Consider the following 18,563-nt stretch of genomic DNA (forward strand, 5'->3'; position numbering starts at 1 on the left):
AAATTAATATTGAGTGTATCGCACACACTTACTGTGGCGCTGGTTGACCGTCACAGACTCCACTTTTGTTACTTGGGTCACTTTAAACGTAGTGACCCTTAAATATTTTCTTTCAGTTTAATTCCCCATAATAGTCGCCTTCCTCAAATACTTTGCCATGTGCCCACAAGGTTTTACCCACGTATGGACCGAATACCATTTGCCTTCTTCACAGAATTGTTGCAACTTAGGATTTCCCGTTTCTTCTCCACAAATATGGCATCTCCAATCAACATTCATTGTTCTCACACCATGTAGCCAACCTTGTCCATCCCTATTAGGAACGATAATTGTTTTATTTGGCATTTGTTGCATTAGTTAATCTTTCAATATTATTTGCGATTTATGCTTATTTTGAAATTGGCATTGTAATATTCTTTATTTTAAATTTAATTTTATTTGTTTATTGCTGTGTGCTTATTTTTACTAGAAAAAAATATACAAGATAGGTGATTAATTCATGCAATCTTTGTATGTTTATTTAAAATTCGAATGATTACATAAGTCCATTAAACATTTTTACAAAGCCGCTTGCTTCTTTTAGACTATTGAATTTCAATACTTTTTTATTTTGTAAACACTTATTGCAACGACCTTTTGAAAAAAACAAATCCAAGGAAACTACCCCTTACTTTGCTACACATAATCTTCAAATTGTTCAGTAGTGTTTTTAATATTTACTTTATTGTGCTAATATTTACATAAATAAAAATATTAGGAGGCGACCTTTATGAATTCGCATGAAACTAAAGTAAAGGAATTTTTAAGCTCTAATAATGTAAAAGCAAACACTTCGTATTTAATCAATCTTGTCACTCCGTAAAAGAAGCCGCTAAAGCAGTTAATGGCTCAGAAGACGATTTTGTAAAAAATATTTGCATGATTGACTCAAATAATGAATTAATAGTGGCTATTGTAAAAGGAAACAATAGAGCTAGTACAACTCGTGTTGCAAAATCATTAAATATAGAAAAGCCTAGACTTGCTAATGGAATTGAAATTATTGAACGTACAGGTTTCCCACCAGGTGGAGTTCCTTCTTTTGGTTTTCAAGCAAATTTTTTAGTTGATCCAAAAGTGACAAATATGGATTACGTATATACTGATGGGGGTTCCGAAAACTCTTTAGTTAAAATAAATGTTCAAGACTTATTAAAAATCAATCAAGGTACTATTATTAAAGTAAGCAAGTAAATAGTAACTCTTAACAACCGTTTAAAATGACGGTTGTTTTTGCCTTTTATGCTGCACAATATTGTTCTGACACGATCCTAATATTGTTTATTTGTTTTCTTCTAATTCACCATACTTAATTTTACATAACTACTAATCATTGATATGGTATAATAATCCATAAGAGGGATTAAACAGGCTCATCACCAAAAGATGTGGTTGACATTTTTAATTGTAATAGTAGTTGACTGGAGCGAGCAGCGCGAGTGAAGCGGCTCATCGGACGCCCCCTGGAAAGCACACTGGCGGAGCGGAAGTCAACCACAAGTTATGGTGAAGAGCCATTAAACATAATGAATTCATCAAATATGGATATTTTACTCAGTGGACTCAGTATATTGCCACTATTATTTTTCCTTTTACCTATAGTATTTATAATTTGGTTTTTGGTTAAATCCATTAACTTACAGAAGGAACGTAACGAGATTCTAAGAAATATATACAACAAGCTAGATAAGTAGTATACATAGATGGGAAATCCCATCTTTTTTACTGAACAAGATCTTTCGAGTGACCCTATATTAGTTTTTTTAATATGTTTAATAGTCAAATCGCCAATCCGTTCTCATTTTCAAATCATAAATTAGTAGTGTAAGGTTAGTATTACCTTAATACACTTGAGAGGAGGTCTTGAAAATGAGCATTAACAGAAATGTTAATAATAACCGGAAAAAGTGTTTTTCTTGTGATGAAAAGGAAAACCATCACGAGAAAGATCACCATCGCTGTAAAGGTTGTGTTTGTAATCAATTAAGACGCTTACAAACTCAGACTGAAGTTGATCTTTTCTTATTTGGCGGTCAGATTATAGAAGATGTTATTTTTATTTCCTTTGATCAAAAAAATTGTTGTGCATTCTTTAATGATCCAGAAACAGAACCTGGTTCAACAATTATCGTGGACTGTCAAGATATTCAAGCAATCCGTATAGAAGCAGACTAAGTTAGAAAAGGGCTCTCCTTACAGGGTCACTTTCGTCTAAGTGACCCTATTAATAGTTCTGATCTTCAAAGTGTTCAGTATTTTATTCTAGGTTGAGATAAACCTTATCTTTATAAACAATACATTCTATGTAAGATCCTTCAGTTAACTGTTCATAAATGTTCATCTGATCCACTGTACATTCTGAAATGAATTCAACTAGTTCCTGTCTTATTTTTATATTTTATGTCGTATTTACCTCAGAATATTTTTACGTAAAACGTATGGAATAATTCCGTACAAATTGAGTATACGTTTTGAACCTTTTCTATGTGCTCGGTTATTTTGTTAAAAGCACCTCTTGATTAGATGTAAATACTAAATATTATTTCTTTTCTGAACTTTTTTCGAAAATTAATAATATGATTCCAGATGCTATTAGACTTATGATTAGTGATGTTGTGTCTAGTTTGAAAATATTTTTTAGTCCATTAATAAAATAAGACCATAAAATATATATGATAATAGCGCTTAAAATGAACATCCTGAACCATCTGGGGATGGCTAGCCAAACTTTTAGAAATTGTGTTGAGAATTTTCCCATTTTATCCTCCTGTTAACAATATGACTTAATAATAATATATTAGGAATGTGATAATTTCTATTCTGATCCTTTGTTTGTGTCTACTCTTTTTTACGTCTTCTCTGGCAAAAGTAAAACTTGTAGCAGAAGAAATACGTGACAATTGTCAACGGTAAATGTCTCAAAACTTACAGCCCTCACCGGTTGGAAATGGCATAACGAGCTGTAGCGTCTGCAAACGCTGAGGCTTTTTTAATGTATAGGTATTCTTAATTTGCAGACACTATATATTGAGTGTATCGCACACACTTGCTGTGGCGCTGGTTGACCGTCACGGCCTCCACATTTGTTACTCAGGGTCACTCTCGTTTTGAGTGATCCTTTTTTGTTTATTCCTAAAATACGTAACCTGATTAAATAGAAAAAACGATTGATTAGACGAAATACCCCTTTCCTTTCAACGAAATACATAAAATAAACTTAAGAAAGGAGAGGTCTAAATGGGATACTTTGGTAATGTAGGTAATTATAATAGTTGTTGCAACGGCTATGGTAATGACTATGGCAAGGGTTATTGCATGGACTATGGTAAGGATAATAGTTCAACATTCGTGTTAATCGTTGTTCTATTTATACTTCTAATTATTGTTGGCGCTACTTTCATGCAAAAAGATTATTAATATTTATATTTTTTTAGTGTAAAAAATGAAAAGAAGGTTAGTGCCTTCATTATTGGCAACTATAAATAATTCCCATAACCCCTTCTACAAACTATCATAATAGTGGTGTATTGCTAATCTATCAGCCGTATACACTTCTGATATGACCAAAGGGTCGCCCCCAGCCTGGCGACCCTTTTATAATTTCTTCATATTGTTCATTAGTTTACTGTAGCGTGTTACGATGCTACGCCTTTTTTATTTCACAGGCAATTCACTATACATATATAGCTATCACGACATATTAATAGTAATGTAAAGCTAATTTAGCTTACACCTCCGAATCTTGTTACTAAGGGGCACTTCTATCCCAAGTGACCCTTTTGTAGTTACTTTACTCAAAAGTACCCTATAGGATTGACTTCGCTCTAGAAACAACATGGCTAATTATAAGTATTGAAAAAATAATATTTACTATATCTCCACTCCACCTTCCTTATTGTCTAAACAACTGTATTCGATATGAATAAAATATTATATAGAAAGGAGGTGAATATAAAATGGCATCATTTGAAATTGGCTCGAGAAGTCTTTTCAATTTTCGAAACGAACGCTTTTTCCTATTAGTTGAGGATGAAATTACAGTGCCAGATAAAGGTGTGGAGATTGATCCAGTTAATATCTATGAGATTGACCAACAAACTTTCAATTTTATCAGAGATGAAGGAGATACACCTATAGTTGTACCACGTTTTAACCTTCCTCCTGTACCACCTGGATTTGAATTAGAACGAAAATGTATTTTTACAGTTGATAATGCATACTTTGTAATCTATGATTTAGAAAATGGAACTGATACCAATGTTTTATTAAGAATCAGTGCAGCTTTATTTAACTCATTGAGAAATTCTGGTGTTCGTGAATGTATTCCTCAAAATTTCATTAACTAAATGTTATTGCCCTTTTAAATGTAAGGGTACAAAACAAGCGACCAATTTTATTGGCTGCTTGTTTTTTTGAAGGTATTTATGCATGTTTAACACTTCAAAATTAAACGATTTAATTATTACTAGACAACAAATCAATTATCTTTATTCATAAATTCCCCTCCGTTTTACTGCACAAAATCTTTCAACTAAAGATTAGACATATCATCTTTTAACCACTCTTCATTTTTTCCATCATCATAGCCAAAGTCTGTTACAGTGCCTTGTGTGCCTTGTGTGCCTTGTGGACACCACTTATCGCATGTGCCATCTACTTGAACTGTATTGTTGTATTCACCTGTTACAAAGCAACCAAAAGCAAAATGACCACAAGTCCAGCAAACTTTTTCACACATTTTTATCGCTGGCATATCTTTAACACAGCCACGATAAACAACCAACTGAATTTCATTAATTTTTATACCGCAATCACCATGTAGGTGAAATCGTGTATGTTGTTCATCTTGCTTTACTGTTACATATACGGCATCTGAGCTTTTCTCGATTACTTCCAAACAAGCAAAGCATTCATGCTCTTTATGTGTTTTTACCATTTTCCTTTTGATGACTTCTAACATGCTTTACCTCCTTCATTCCCTTGCCGCTTCTTGGTCATTTATTAGATTGCTATTTATAAATTTGTAGCAATAATGTATATTACGGAACAATTCTTCAAATTCCGTTGTTTTTTTGACAATGAAAAATTTCGCGTCACGTGTAATCTGCATATCTTGGACTTGCATTGTTTGTCCATCTTGCAAATTTTTAATTGTTCAAATATACAATCATTGCTTTCAATACCTATGTCGGAATCGAAGATACTCAGTTATACAATCGACATTACCTAATACCCCTTACGCTTCATTTTTACTTTGTAGCGTTTATGTGAAACTACTGTAGCCGTCATACGTGCCATCAATATCAACAATTACTGATTTACTCAAAACCTTACGCACAATGCCTCTGCCAATATTTCTTTAGTTTTTTAATCTTCCCATTCATTGGCATCTCCTATTTTTGCTTTTGCCATAACAATCATCCTTCCTTGACGTTGGCTTAAATTAAGTGCTGCTAAATAATCGACAGCAAAGCCATTACCCGATTTCACACGTTCGCAATTTTCTCTAAAGAACTCTAGTGAGATTTAGTACCTCGCCCACCTTAATTTTCATATGCCGCTTCTAATTTGGAGGCAACTAATCTGTAATACTTTGTCAATTATGCTTGAATGTTCATTCATTTTTATTTTTGTATTTTGTCATTATTATAAAATTTCCCTTAAAAAGAAAAAGCAAAGAGTATGAAAAAGCGTTAACATGTTTAAAGGAGGTTATAATCGTTTAGGGAGGGAAGTATCAGTCAAAAGGATTAAATCTTTCAAAAACGTGATCTTCAGGACAACTAGAGGAAATAGAAAGCGAAATTATTAGATTGCGTTTAGAAGAAAAACAATGCCAAAACAAGTGATGCCTTTGTTACAATACACAGCACCTTTTAAAGAGATGCATCAAGTACGCTATGTGGAACTCAAGCTTTTCAGAACTAGATAGCCAAGTAATTTTAACTGATTTTCGCATTTTAATGGCATCACACATACCTTTGCATACAAGCCTCTTTTACAAATAAAACTGCTCCAACACGGATACAGTACTGAAATTATGAATGTACCCTACTGGATCTTTTGAAAGAAAACGGTCCCACTACATGTGTTGATCTGCAAAAAGCTACTGAAACATTTCCTTGATGGAATCTATTAAGGGAATTAGAGGATTTGCCATTGTTGTTATTTCCGTTTCTACAAAAAATTCACTAGCGCACAATTAATTATTTTTTGATTTGGCTAGGCTTATCTTAATGATTAGTATTTATCCTCTATATTTATACGACCCAGCATACTAAACTTTTATATAAGCGTGTGAAGGTGGTCTTATTTTAAATCAAACATTTTTTAGTCCCATATCAATTTCGCCTTGGCGTAATTGCGTCCGGATTTTGAATTGTGCGCACAATTCATTCCTTTGAAAATCCGTGACATCCGCCGGAGGCTTTGGGCCAACAGATGTTTTTTGTGCGAAAGCGTAAGCGGCAGCAACATGATGTTGGTCACTCAGGCGTTTTCACAGGAAGTGAAGTTCTTAGCCTGAGTTCCTCTATTTCAGTAGGTGTTTGGACTCCCACTGAAAAGGAACCAAAATCGCATTCATCTCTCCACCTGTAGAGGTGGGAGTCTTCTGTATCTGCCGCTATGCTTTCGATACAAAAAACATTTGCTGAATGAAGATAAAAAAATAGTAGTACAAACCTTGGCCATGATTTGCACTACTAATATTTTTATTTGTTGTGTTTCTCAAAAATTTAAAACTATTAAGGGCTAGTAGGAGGAGTAAGTCCTAGAAGAACAGGAGTTATTACACTACTGCCAGCACCAAGGCGGACTTGTTGAACTTGTAGTACTTTTACAGTCAGATCCAGTACGATTTTTTCACGTAATGTGCTGAATGTACCTTCAGGTGACGTCATAATTGGCGAAAAATCAAGCTCAAAGAAGTTCGCTGCTACTAATTCTCCAAATGGTTGTTCATTATATTTAACAAGATTTTGGAAGAAAGCCTTATCCAATCGAGCGTCCATTTGCGTAGCTTCATTCAGGAAGTTCGCTTCAGCAAACTCGGAAATGCCTAAGATTGGAGTAGTGCCTCCAGGTGTTTGTGGGAAAATAAGCTCTGTAAAACCAGAAAACGCAACATCGGCAATTCTATCTCGAAGTGCCCCATTACATGCTGACGAAGCATATTCGATATTTTTACGAATATGTCCTGCTACAAATAATTTAGCTCTTGTTACTCTAAAAAAGTCAGTGCCCGCAATACGTGCAAAGCTCACTGGAACCAATTTAACTTGATTTAGGAATACATTTTTTTTCACTCTTTTGATTTCAGTTGCTGCAGGAGAAAGCGTAATATCTGACTCCACAACGATTTGAAGTGTTGGTTCTGCAAGTACAACTGGAACTTTAATTGTTGGAGTCGTAAGTGGTGTAGCAACTACTGGAGTAATTTCACTAGTTAATGGGATTTGTTCAGTTGATGCTACCGGACAAGGTTCGAATTGACTAACTTGATTATCTAATTGTTCACTCAAAAAAATTCCCTCTTTTCATTTTTTTAGTATTAAAGAGCGCTCTTTATATAACTAGAATATGTAGCGGTTATATCTATACATGGACGTATATACTAGTATTTTACTGATTTTTAAAAAGGGTTTTGAGCTAACATATAAGATTTCAATTATCCTCTAGACTCTTGTTTGCCATACTAACCTGTATTTTCTGTACTTGAAACATATGAATGATTAAATCTAATACTATATTTTGGCACAATTGATTTGAATGAATAAATTCTTTATTTTGTACAGGTATTTCATCCCCGGTATGAGAACTTATATACTCAATATTCTGATGAATATAACCTTCTATAAATAAATTCCCATTTAATGCTGTACATGTACCATTACCTAATGATTTGGAAAAACGATTAGGTACGAATCTACAATTGGTTAGTACTACCTCACTCGAGATATCTTTAACCTCCACAATTCCTTTTTCAAATATAATAAATTCTTCGAGACATATTTCGATTTTATATTCCCCAACTACAACTGGAACTCTAATATGCATAAAATCTTCGGTACTGTACGAATGATTATTTACTCCACCTTTTTGAATTGATTGTGAGTTATGTAAGGAGACTACAACTGATTTTGGCAGATTATTTTTCTGATTATTTTTAGGATGGATATCTGTTTTCATTAAACATACAATTTTATTAATTTTTGAGCGAGCCAATCGACAATCCGGCTGCTCAGGATAATCCGTTATAGTATGAAATAGCTTCGTTTCAAATTGGGGAATTAGTTTATTGTTTAAATCAAGAAATTCAAATGTATTTTGAACATTTTCACCACAGATAGGAGCATGGAGAAAATCATTAATTTCAACATATGTAGAAAATGAGCTTTTTTGGGTTAAAGAACATACTTCTCCTTGCACAGGCTCAGGAAAAGGTGGAGAAAGGTTTTCCCCTTCATCATTTTTATTCTCACCATTGGATTCAGATTGACTGAATATCTTATGATTAGGGTCTACTTGAGATGTTAAATTCGGTTCTTCTACAGAATTCATTTCCTCTGTCTCTTCGGGATCAGGGAGAGCATGGACATCTTCCCCATCATTAATTTCTAGAGGAATAAGTAGTCCATGATTTGAATCTAAATTGGTTACTAAATCTAGATCTTTCACTGGATTCATTTCATCATCTATTTCAGTATCGGAAAAATGATCGATTTCTTCCTCAATATCCGTTTCTAAAGGAATAAGTAATGCTAAATTCAGCTCTTCCACTGGATCCAATTCATCAACCTCCACGTTATCAGGAGGGGGATTGGTTTCTTCTTCAACATTATTTCTTGAAGAAATTAGTAATTCATGGCTAGATTCTTCCCCATTTCTGGTATCATCTAATTTTTTTGTATCATCATTTTCACCACATGCAGAATCTAAATGAGATGGTTTAGTTTGATACGTCCAATTCGTGTATTTATTTTGCTTGGAGGATACTTCCTTCATCCCTCTAAAGTTAATCCATGGAGTTTTCATTCGTTCACTCCCAAAAAATGTTTTGACAAATAAGGTGTATTGGTCGATAATTCCTCATTGTTCTATATATTAAGGATTTGAGTTCTACTTCATAATATAACGCGTATTCTTTTCACTGTACTTATTATTACAATTCATACTATGCTTAACTTTTACTTTTGTCACTGAGCACGTTGTTTCACACGGCAATTTAAAAATTGAAAAAGAAAAAAATTTTTAATAGCAAAAAAGGCAGTTGAAAATTCGACTAAATCGAACTATCGACTGCCAACTCAAATATTGGATTTTTATGCGTACCCTTAAATGACCCTTATCTATTTTGATTCTCTAATAATTAAAGATTAACAAGGATCAGTAGTTGGATTAATAGGAGGATTAATAATAGGACTAACTGGAGGAGTAAGCCCTGTAAGAACAGGAGTTATTACACTGCTACCAGTGCCAAGGCGAACTTGTTGAACTTGTAGTACTTTTACAGTCAGATCCAGTACGATTTTTTCACGTAATGTGCTGAATGTACCTTCAGGTGACGTTATAATTGGCGAAAAATCAAGCTCAAAGAAGTTCGCTGCTACTAATTCTCCAAATGGTTGTTCATTATATTTAACAAGATTTTGGAAGAAAGCCTTATCCAATCGAGCGTCCATTTGCGTAGCTTCATTCAGGAAGTTCGCTTCAGCAAACTCGGAAATGCCTAAGATTGGAGTAGTGCCTCCAGGTGTTTGTGGGAAAATAAGCTCTGTAAAACCAGAAAACGCAACATCGGCAATTCTATCTCGAAGTGCCCCATTACATGCTGACGAAGCATATTCGATATTTTTACGAATATGTCCTGCTACAAATAATTTAGCTCTTGTTACTCTAAAAAAGTCAGTGTTGCCAATACGTGCAAATCTAACCGGTACTAATTTAACTTGATTGAGGAATACATTTTTCTTCACTCTTTTGATTTCAGTTGCTGCAGGATTAAGCGTAATATCCGACTCCACAACGATTTGAAGTGTTGGTTCTGCAAGTACAACTGGAACTTTAATTGTTGGTGTCGTAAGCGGTGTAGCGACTACTGGAGTAGTTTCATTCGTTAATGGAATTTGTTCAGTTGATGTTACCGGACAAGGTAGCATTTGATTTTCTAATTGTTCACTCAAAAAAATTCCCTCTTTTCATTTTTTTAGTATTAGGGAGCTCTCCTATCGTTAGAATATGTATCAATAATATCTATGTATGGACGTTATACTTGTTTTTTTCTATATTTTAATAAAAGGGTTTTTTGTTAAATTTTATCTATATTCTAAATTTTCACTTATTTTCACATCATGTTTTGCGCAATATTACTGACTCAAATTCTAGTAGGACCCTATATTATATAAAAGTGAAAAAACCACTTAAAACAGTTTTTTAAGTGGTTTTGCCCATGCCTCATCTTTTTGCCAATACGGAATATAACATATTCTCACTTTTGATAAGGCGGCATTTCTTTTATTCAAATTCATAGGATATTGCAGACAGTGCATAAAGTGGCGCTGTTTCTGCTCGTAAAATTCGGGGTCCTAAAGACATCGTTTGGGCTCCAGCTTGCAACAGAGCATCCGCTTCTTTTCTAGCAATGCCGCCTTCTGGACCAAAGATAATAAGAATTGAATTCGATTTTTTATCGTAAGCGTTTTTTAGCTTTTCCGCAAATCTCGTACGTTTTATAGATTTGGCATCTTCTTCATCTGCGATAAAAACGGCGTCAAAATTGCTCACCTGATTTACTAGCTGCTTAAAAGAAATTGGTTCATAAATTTCTGGTATATGTGTACGATGAGATTGTTCAGCGGCTTCTTTTGCAATTTTTTGCAGACGCTCTTGCTTTTTTACCCCCTTCTTTTTATCCCATTTTACAATGGAACGCTCTGCTTCAAACGGCAATAAGGCAAACATGCCAAGCTCTGTAGCTTTTTGTGTAATAAGCTCTAATTTATCACCTTTTGGCAATCCACAGGCAACTGTAACTTGAACAGGTAGCTCAGGAGAAGGAATTATCTCCCCAGTAGGCTGTATAACTACCCCATCTCCTTCAAAGGCTACAATTGTACAGATGTGGGCATTATCTTGTGCCACTACTACAATTTTGTCACCTTCCTTCATTCGCATTACTCGTTCAATATGATGTGCATCTTCTCCACTAATTCGTGCTTTTTCAATAGAGGTTTCAATAAAATAACGCTGCATGGTACACATTCCTTTCTATAAAGAAGAGAAAACGCCAAATCACAAGCACTCGGCTCACGATTTGGCGCTTTCTCAGTCCATTTATTGTGGACGACGGGCGATGATTGCGACCCAGTCTTCCATTAGTAATACTTCTTCAATGACAAAGCCTGAAGCTTCTAGTGCCGCTTTGACATCATCACGTTTTGCGCCAATGATGCCTGAAGTGACATATAATCCACCTGGTTTGACAATTGAAAATGCATCGTCAGTAAAGGATATAATAATTTCTGCTAAGATATTGGCAACAACGACATCAGCCGGCTCCTTCACTGTATCCAATAGGTTTCCATGAAATACAGATACTGTATCCTCAACTTTGTTTAACACAACATTCTCTTGCGCAGAGCGTACTGCTACTTCATCTAAATCAAGCGCATGAACACTTTTAGCTCCAAGTAATGCGGCACCAATAGAAAGAACACCAGAACCCGTACCAATATCGATAACTGTGTCACCCTCTTTTACAACCCTTTCAAGCCCTTGCAGGCACATCACAGTTGTTGGGTGTGTTCCAGTACCAAATGCCATACCAGGATCTAATTCGATAATTAATTCATCTGTTGATACTGGAGTATAATCTTCCCAGGTTGGCACAATTGTAAAGCGTTCAGAAATTTTCACAGGATGATAGTATTGCTTCCAAGCTGTTGCCCAGTCTTCCTCATTTACTTCTACAATCGATACTACATTCTCCCCTATATCGATATTAAAGTTCGTTAGATTTGTGATAGCCGCTTTAATTTCTTCCACAGTTTCATTTAAAAAGCTAGACTCTGATAAATAAGCCTTGACAATAACACCATCTTTGGGAAAATCCGCTTCATTTAGTGCATAAATTTCACCAAATTGATCCTCTCGTGGCTTAGCAAGTTCAGCCGAATCTTCAATAACAACACCACTTGCTCCAGCCTCATGCAAAATATTCGAAATTGCCTCTACCGCTTCATTCTTGGTATGAATGGATAACTCTGACCACTTCACGTAGCTCTTCAGCTCCTCTAGTTATTCGCCTTGGAATTTTTTCTTGATTTTATCAAATAGTGAGCTTCCTTGTTCCTCAGGAATATCACCACTAATTTCAGCAAATTCGCGTAGCAGTTGTTTTTGTCTTTCTGTTAACTTTTCTGGTGTGACAACTTTGACAGTAACATATTGATTACCAGTACCATAGCCATGTACATTTTTTACACCTTTGTCTTTAAGGCGGAATTGAGCACCTGACTGTGTCCCTGCTGGAATTCGTAATTTTACTTTCCCATGGACAGTTGGTACTTCAATTTCATCACCAAGAGCTGCTTGAGGGAATGTTAGCTTCAGTTCATAATAAATATCGTCGCCATCACGTTCAAACTCATTATGCCCTTGCACACGGAACATTATATATAAATCTCCCGCTGGTCCTCCATTTATACCCGGCTCTCCCTGACCAGTTACACGAATTTGTTGGCCATCGTCAACCCCTGCTGGAATTGTTACTTTAATTTTCTTACGTTTTTGTACTTTTCCTTCTCCACGACATGTTGAACATTTTTCTTTAATGATTTTTCCAGTACCATGACATGTTGAACAAGTACGACGATTCATCATACGGCCAAATGGAGTATCCACAGCTTGATTTACTTGACCAGCACCATTACATGTTGAACATGTTTCTGACTTAGTTCCTGGTTTTGCACCCGAACCATGACAAGTATCGCAGGTTTCATCCTTCGGAATTTCGATTTCTGTTTCTTTCCCGAAAATCGCTTCTTCAAATTTAATATTCATACGATATTGTAGATCATCACCCTTGCGTGGTGCATTCGGGTCCTGACGACGACCTCCACCACCAAAGAATGAGCTGAAAATATCCTCGAAGCCGCCAAAGCCGCCTCCTCCGAAGCCACCACCACCAAAGCCAGCATTTGGATCCTCATGACCAAATTGATCGTAGCGCGCCTTCTTCTGATCATCACTTAGCACTTCATAAGCTTCAGCGATTTCTTTGAATTTTTCATCTGCACCTGGCTCTTTATTTAAATCAGGGTGATATTGTTTTGATAATTTACGATATGCTTTTTTAATATCATCTTTTGAAGCTGATTTGGTTAAACCAAGCACCTCGTAGTAATCGCGTTTTTCCATCATTCACACTCCGCTCTTTTTGCATAAAATCTATTGTACCATGCAGTTAAATAAACTGCCTCTATTTTTGTTGTAAATTATTTATTAATAAATGAGAAACATATTGTTCTCAGTTATTATGTAAAGCTTATCATACCGCTTTTAATAAAGAGAAAAGCCAAAGCCGCAAGCGGTCTTTGGCTTTTCACTTAACTGTGTTAACTCTTATTTATCGTCTTTTACTTCTTCGAATTCAGCGTCTACAACACCGTCATCTTTTTTACCAGCGCCAGTGTCTGCACCTGCTTCGCCACCTTGAGCTGCTTGAGCAGCTGCTGCAGCTTGTTCATATACTTTCATTACTAGTGGCTGTAAAACGCCTTCTAGTTTTTCTTTAGCAGATTTAATGCCCTCTAATTCACCAGCTTCAAGCGCCTTTTTCAATTCATCGCGAGCATCTTCAACAGATTTTTTCTCGTCTTCTGTAATTTGCTCACCTAGATCAGCAATTGTTTTGTCTACTTGGAACACTAGTTGATCTGCTTCGTTACGAAGATCTGCTTCTTCTTTACGTTTAGCATCTGCCTCTGCATTTGCTTCAGCATCTTTTACCATGCGTTCAATATCTTCCTCTGATAGACCAGAATCAGATTGGATCACAATTGTTTGCTCTTTGTTTGTACCAAGGTCTTTCGCTTTTACAGATACGATACCGTTTTTATCAATATCAAATGTTACTTCGATTTGAGGTACACCACGTGGTGCCGGTGGAATGTCTGCTAATTGGAAGCGACCTAATGTTTTATTGTCAGCTGCCATTGAACGCTCACCTTGTAGAACATGGATGTCTACTGCTGGTTGGTTGTCAGCTGCTGTAGAGAATACTTGTGATTTTGAAGTAGGGATTGTTGTGTTACGATCAATTAACTTCGTGAACACGCCACCCATTGTTTCAATACCAAGTGATAATGGTGTTACGTCAAGTAGAACAACGTCTTTCACATCACCAGTTAATACGCCACCTTGTACAGCAGCACCCATTGCAACAACTTCGTCAGGGTTTACTCCACGGTGAGGCTCTTTACCAGTTTCTTTACGTACTGCTTCTTGTACTGCTGGAATACGTGTTGAACCACCAACTAAAATAACTTGGTCGATTTCAGATGTTGAAAGGCCTGCATCAGATAAGGCTTGACGTACTGGACCTACTGTACGATTTACTAATGGTAAAGTAATTTCGTCGAATTTTGCACGTGTTAAAGAAATTTCTAGGTGTAGTGGACCTGCTTCACCTGCCGTAATGAAAGGTAAAGAAATTTGTGTTGAAGTTACACCAGATAAATCTTTTTTCGCTTTTTCAGCTGCATCTTTTAAGCGTTGCATCGCCATTTTATCTTTTGATAAATCAATGCCATTTTCTTTTTTGAATTCAGCTACTAGATAGTCGATAATCACGTCATCAAAATCGTCCCCACCTAGTTTATTATCACCAGCAGTTGCTAATACTTCGAAGACACCGTCACCTAATTCAAGAATAGAAACGTCAAATGTACCACCACCAAGGTCAAATACTAAAACTTTTTGATCTTGGTCTTGTTTGTCTAAGCCGTACGCAAGCGCAGCTGCAGTTGGCTCGTTGATAATACGCTCTACTTCAAGGCCAGCAATTTTACCAGCGTCTTTTGTCGCTTGGCGCTGTGCATCATTAAAGTAAGCAGGAACTGTAATAACTGCTTTTGTTACTTTCTCACCTAAGTAATCTTCTGCATAGCCTTTTAAGTATTGAAGAATCATTGCTGATACTTCTTGTGGCGTGTAGTCTTTATCTTCCACTGTTACTTTTTCAGCTGTACCCATTTTTGATTTAATGGAAATAATTGTGTTCGGGTTTGTTACTGATTGACGTTTTGCTACTTCACCAACTTGACGTTCGCCATTTTTAAATGCGACAACAGATGGTGTTGTACGATTGCCTTCTGGATTTGGAATTACTTTTGGTTCTCCACCTTCAAGTACAGAAACACAAGAGTTTGTTGTTCCTAAGTCAATACCGATAATTTTGCTCATTAAAATTTCCTCCTATTATTTAAACGCAAGGGATGCGTTTTCTAACTGATTTTAATTGACTAAATAGTGCTATGACTATTCGTTCACAGATACCATTGATGGGCGTAATACACGATCCTTTAAGATATATCCTTTTTGCAGTTCGCGTAAAACAACACCAGTCTCTTTTTCACTATCTTGTTCCTGCATGACAGCTTGGTGAATATTTGGATCAAATGGCTCACCTTCTGCTTTAATCACTTGCAGACCTTCCTTCTCTGTTGCTTCAATCAGAGAACGATAGACCATCTCAATGCCTTTTACAATAGAAGCAGCTTCTTCAGACGTTGCTTCCACTTGTAAGGCACGCTCAAAATTATCTAGTACTGGCAGTAAATCTGATAATAAGCTTTGAGCACGGTATTTCTCTGCTGCCTCCCGATCTAGCTGATTGCGACGACGCATATTATCAAAGTCAGCGCGTAGGCGTAGATGACGATTTTCCTCGTCGTCTAGCTTTGCTTGTAACTCTGCAAGCTTTGCCTCGTATTGCTCTTCAATCGTCAATTCTGCTTCTTGCTGTTCAATTACATCATTTTCTGTAGATACATTTTCAGCTTGTACATTGTCATCCTGTACTTTTTCTTGTACAAGATCCTTGTTTTCAGTTGTTTCAGTCACTTGAATCCTCCTCATTATCAATCACTACGATTCTTCGTAAAGGCCTGTGTTAAATCCATGCGCAATACGTCTAGTAAAGCAACAACACGTTTGTAATCCATCCGTGTTGGACCAATAATCGCAATAGCCCCTTGTTGATCTTCACCAATTGAATAAGTGGTCGTAATGACACTACAGTTTTCCATTTCTAGTTGTTTATTTTCAGAGCCTATACGAATTTGAATGCCCGATTCATTGGGATGGAAAAGCGATTGCACTTGGCTGTTCGTTTCCATTAAGTCCAAAATCATCCGGACTTTATTTAAATCGTGGAATTCGGGCTGGTTGAACATATTTGTTTTTCCACCATAGAAAATTTTACTTTCTGAATTATGCATCGTGGCTGTAACAAGTGAGCGAATAAAGTCATCCGCAGATCTCACATGTTGCTGTAAAACAGCTAACACTTCAGCCTCAAGCTTTGTATGAAGATCTTCTAATGACACACCGATTAAGCGTTCATTTAAAATATTAACCATCTTCTCTAATTCAGAAGCGGTAAAATCTGGAGGTAAACTAAACATTCGATTTTCCACATGCCCGTTATTCGTTACGATAATCGCTACTGCTGTATCACTAGAGAGCGGCACAATTGAGAATCGTTTAACACGATGTCTTTGTACATCAGGTCCTAAAAGAATCGATGTATAAGATGTCAGCTCTGATAAAATATTGGCTGATTTTCGGATAATATGCTCTACTTCTACTAGGCGATCATTAAAAATTGATTGGATTTGCTGAATATCCCTAGAATTAATCCCCTGTGGACTCAACAAATGATCTACATAAAATCTATAACCCTTTTCCGAAGGCACTCGACCAGAGGAAGTATGTGTTTTTTCTAAAAAACCTAATTCCTCCAAATCCGCCATTTCATTTCGAATTGTGGCTGGACTAAATGTAATCTCTTGCTTTTTGGAGATCTGGCGAGAACCTACCGGCTGTGCAAACATAATAAAGTCGTCTACAATGACTTGCAATATCTGTAGTTGCCGATTTGTTAGCATGATTATCACCTCTGTTAGCACTCAACTAAGAAGAGTGCTAATACTATTATTAAGTTATCAAATCCCACATTTTATGTCAACGAAATCGCTCAATCTTCTAGCAAAAATTGTTGAAATACTTCATTCCCTACAAATCGACCTTTTCGTGTCAGATGAATTCTATTCGTATCGTGTTCCAAAAGACCTTCTGATACTAACTTTTCGATAACATGACGATAACGTGTAAGCATCGTTTCATTAAATTTCTCTTCATATATATGGTGTAATACTCCCTCTGTTTTTCGCAGACCTAAAAACATTTGTTCTTCGCGTTTTTCATTCTCTGTCACAATATGCTCATAGACAATTGGTAAATCACCTTTGTTTACTGCATCAATATATTTTTTTAATGGTCCATGATTGGAATAACGGATACCAGCAACATATCCATGTGCACCAGCACCAAAGCCTGCATATTCATCGTTTTCCCAATAAATTTTGTTATGACTAGAGCTGAAACCAGATTGCGCGAAGTTACTTATTTCATATTGTTGCAGCCCATGAGCCTCCATCTGTTCCATCAATACATCATACATATCTGCCTCAAGATCTTCGGGTGGTAAATGCAGTTTCCCCTTTGTATATTGATTATAAAATATCGTTTTTGGCTCTACTATTAATGAGTATGCGGAAATATGCGGTAACTCCAAGGCAAAGGCCTTTGCTAAGGAGTCCTCCCATTGTGCCATTGTTTGCCCAGGCAGACCATACATTAAATCTATGCTTATATTGTGAAAGCCAACCTTTTTCGCCAAGGCAATTGTTTCATAAACATGTTCGTTACTATGAGTACGTCCAATTTTCTTTAATAATGTCTGGTCAAAGGACTGCACCCCCATACTTAAACGATTGACACCTCCAGCAAATAATGCCTGCAATTTCGCCTCTGAGAGCTCGTCCGGATTTGCCTCTGATGTAAATTCTGTCACACTGTCCATAGGAATATACGTACGAATCAGCCCAAGAAGTTTTTCTAATTGCTCAGGTGATAACGCAGTCGGTGTTCCACCACCGAGAAAGATCGTTTCGATTTGTTTAAAATGGTCAGGATACTTTTGTATGGCAAGCGCCATCTCCTTGCCCAGGGTTTCTATATATTCATCAACTGGTTGATTTTTGAAATAAAATTTATTGAAATCACAATAATTACAAATTTGATGACAAAAAGGAATATGAATGTAAACACCTCGTGCCATAGCTATCCCTTCTTTCTGATAAAGTCTTTTTCCATTTTTACATTATAAACAAACAAAGAATAGAACGCCATGAATCCATCTAAGAAAAGTATGTGTATCAATTGGCAGTTCATAGGAT

Annotated in this window: 16 protein-coding genes and 1 pseudogene; 4 read left to right on the plus strand and 13 right to left on the minus strand. The window is 36.2% G+C overall.

All coding sequences use genetic code 11. From position 1 onward, the window contains the following. Positions 1–117: 117 nt before the first annotated feature. On the minus strand, positions 118–354 hold the full coding sequence (locus QNH24_RS17290) for a hypothetical protein (protein ID WP_283868769.1): 237 nt from the start codon (positions 352–354) through the stop codon (positions 118–120). Between the two features lie 552 nt (positions 355–906). Here QNH24_RS17290 and QNH24_RS17295 point away from each other — a divergent pair. The 4 genes and pseudogenes from QNH24_RS17295 to QNH24_RS17310 form a co-directional block, all read left to right on the plus strand. Next, positions 907–1,233 (plus strand): annotated as a pseudogene (locus QNH24_RS17295) (YbaK/EbsC family protein); the annotation flags it as partial. A gap of 675 nt (positions 1,234–1,908) precedes the next feature. Continuing rightward, positions 1,909–2,214 (plus strand): hydrolase, encoded by a 306-nt coding sequence (locus QNH24_RS17300; protein ID WP_283868770.1) that lies wholly within the window; start codon positions 1,909–1,911, stop codon positions 2,212–2,214. Between the two features lie 1,062 nt (positions 2,215–3,276). Continuing rightward, positions 3,277–3,456: a YjcZ family sporulation protein gene (locus QNH24_RS26330; RefSeq protein WP_430674046.1), complete on the plus strand. Its 180-nt coding sequence runs from the start codon at positions 3,277–3,279 to the stop codon at positions 3,454–3,456. A gap of 539 nt (positions 3,457–3,995) precedes the next feature. Next, complete coding sequence (locus tag QNH24_RS17310) at positions 3,996–4,385, plus strand: spore coat protein (protein WP_283868771.1); 390 nt, start codon at positions 3,996–3,998, stop codon at positions 4,383–4,385. 185 nt (positions 4,386–4,570) lie between these two features. On the opposite strand, the gene QNH24_RS17315 is transcribed toward QNH24_RS17310, so the two are convergent. The 12 genes from QNH24_RS17315 to hemW all read right to left on the minus strand — a co-directional run bounded on the left by QNH24_RS17315 (position 4,571) and on the right by hemW (position 18,445). Beyond that, positions 4,571–4,999 carry a hypothetical protein gene (locus tag QNH24_RS17315; RefSeq protein WP_283868772.1) on the minus strand — a complete coding sequence of 143 codons (429 nt, stop codon included), beginning with the start codon at positions 4,997–4,999 and terminating at the stop codon, positions 4,571–4,573. Between the two features lie 407 nt (positions 5,000–5,406). Next, complete coding sequence (locus QNH24_RS17320; RefSeq protein ID WP_283868773.1) at positions 5,407–5,529, minus strand: hypothetical protein; 123 nt, start codon at positions 5,527–5,529, stop codon at positions 5,407–5,409. A gap of 1,256 nt (positions 5,530–6,785) precedes the next feature. Further along, positions 6,786–7,562, minus strand: coding sequence for a CsxC family protein (locus tag QNH24_RS17325; protein ID WP_283868774.1), 777 nt, complete (start codon positions 7,560–7,562; stop codon positions 6,786–6,788). A gap of 142 nt (positions 7,563–7,704) precedes the next feature. After that, complete coding sequence (locus QNH24_RS17330) at positions 7,705–9,075, minus strand: BC_2427 family protein (RefSeq protein WP_283868775.1); 1,371 nt, start codon at positions 9,073–9,075, stop codon at positions 7,705–7,707. 341 nt (positions 9,076–9,416) lie between these two features. Then, positions 9,417–10,223, minus strand: a complete 807-nt coding sequence (locus QNH24_RS17335; protein ID WP_283868776.1) for a CsxC family protein — start codon at positions 10,221–10,223, stop codon at positions 9,417–9,419. A gap of 331 nt (positions 10,224–10,554) precedes the next feature. Further along, a complete protein-coding gene (locus QNH24_RS17340; RefSeq protein ID WP_283868777.1) occupies positions 10,555–11,292 on the minus strand; it encodes a 16S rRNA (uracil(1498)-N(3))-methyltransferase in 738 nt (245 codons plus the stop codon). An 81-nt stretch (positions 11,293–11,373) separates the two neighbouring features. Next, positions 11,374–12,315 carry a 50S ribosomal protein L11 methyltransferase gene (prmA, locus tag QNH24_RS17345; protein WP_283868778.1) on the minus strand — a complete coding sequence of 314 codons (942 nt, stop codon included), beginning with the start codon at positions 12,313–12,315 and terminating at the stop codon, positions 11,374–11,376. Between the two features lie 21 nt (positions 12,316–12,336). After that, on the minus strand, positions 12,337–13,458 hold the full coding sequence (gene dnaJ, locus QNH24_RS17350) for a molecular chaperone DnaJ (RefSeq protein ID WP_283872879.1): 1,122 nt from the start codon (positions 13,456–13,458) through the stop codon (positions 12,337–12,339). Between the two features lie 204 nt (positions 13,459–13,662). After that, the gene (gene dnaK, locus QNH24_RS17355) at positions 13,663–15,504 is read right to left on the minus strand and encodes a molecular chaperone DnaK (RefSeq protein ID WP_283868779.1); all 1,842 of its coding nucleotides are present in this window, start codon (positions 15,502–15,504) and stop codon (positions 13,663–13,665) included. A 75-nt stretch (positions 15,505–15,579) separates the two neighbouring features. Next, on the minus strand, positions 15,580–16,164 hold the full coding sequence (gene grpE / locus QNH24_RS17360; protein ID WP_283868780.1) for a nucleotide exchange factor GrpE: 585 nt from the start codon (positions 16,162–16,164) through the stop codon (positions 15,580–15,582). 17 nt (positions 16,165–16,181) lie between these two features. Continuing rightward, positions 16,182–17,210 carry a heat-inducible transcriptional repressor HrcA gene (hrcA, locus tag QNH24_RS17365; protein WP_283868781.1) on the minus strand — a complete coding sequence of 343 codons (1,029 nt, stop codon included), beginning with the start codon at positions 17,208–17,210 and terminating at the stop codon, positions 16,182–16,184. Between the two features lie 89 nt (positions 17,211–17,299). Then, positions 17,300–18,445: a radical SAM family heme chaperone HemW gene (gene hemW, locus QNH24_RS17370; protein ID WP_283868782.1), complete on the minus strand. Its 1,146-nt coding sequence runs from the start codon at positions 18,443–18,445 to the stop codon at positions 17,300–17,302. Positions 18,446–18,563 lie beyond the last annotated feature (118 nt).

Origin of the sequence: Lysinibacillus pakistanensis (assembly GCF_030123245.1) — a bacterium.
Classification (GTDB): domain Bacteria; phylum Bacillota; class Bacilli; order Bacillales_A; family Planococcaceae; genus Lysinibacillus; species Lysinibacillus pakistanensis.

What these genes read in the sequence shown, in the direction of transcription:
- QNH24_RS17290 (WP_283868769.1), bottom strand. Translation starts at nt 354, where the DNA reads ATGCAACAAATGCCAAATAAAACAATTATCGTTCCTAATAGGGATGGA.
- QNH24_RS17300 (WP_283868770.1), top strand. Translation starts at nt 1,909, where the DNA reads ATGAGCATTAACAGAAATGTTAATAATAACCGGAAAAAGTGTTTTTCT.
- QNH24_RS26330 (WP_430674046.1), top strand. Translation starts at nt 3,277, where the DNA reads ATGGGATACTTTGGTAATGTAGGTAATTATAATAGTTGTTGCAACGGC.
- QNH24_RS17310 (WP_283868771.1), top strand. Translation starts at nt 3,996, where the DNA reads ATGGCATCATTTGAAATTGGCTCGAGAAGTCTTTTCAATTTTCGAAAC.
- QNH24_RS17315 (WP_283868772.1), bottom strand. Translation starts at nt 4,999, where the DNA reads ATGTTAGAAGTCATCAAAAGGAAAATGGTAAAAACACATAAAGAGCAT.
- QNH24_RS17330 (WP_283868775.1), bottom strand. Translation starts at nt 9,075, where the DNA reads ATGAAAACTCCATGGATTAACTTTAGAGGGATGAAGGAAGTATCCTCC.
- QNH24_RS17340 (WP_283868777.1), bottom strand. Translation starts at nt 11,292, where the DNA reads ATGCAGCGTTATTTTATTGAAACCTCTATTGAAAAAGCACGAATTAGT.
- dnaJ (WP_283872879.1), bottom strand. Translation starts at nt 13,458, where the DNA reads ATGGAAAAACGCGATTACTACGAGGTGCTTGGTTTAACCAAATCAGCT.
- dnaK (WP_283868779.1), bottom strand. Translation starts at nt 15,504, where the DNA reads ATGAGCAAAATTATCGGTATTGACTTAGGAACAACAAACTCTTGTGTT.
- hrcA (WP_283868781.1), bottom strand. Translation starts at nt 17,210, where the DNA reads ATGCTAACAAATCGGCAACTACAGATATTGCAAGTCATTGTAGACGAC.
- hemW (WP_283868782.1), bottom strand. Translation starts at nt 18,445, where the DNA reads ATGGCACGAGGTGTTTACATTCATATTCCTTTTTGTCATCAAATTTGT.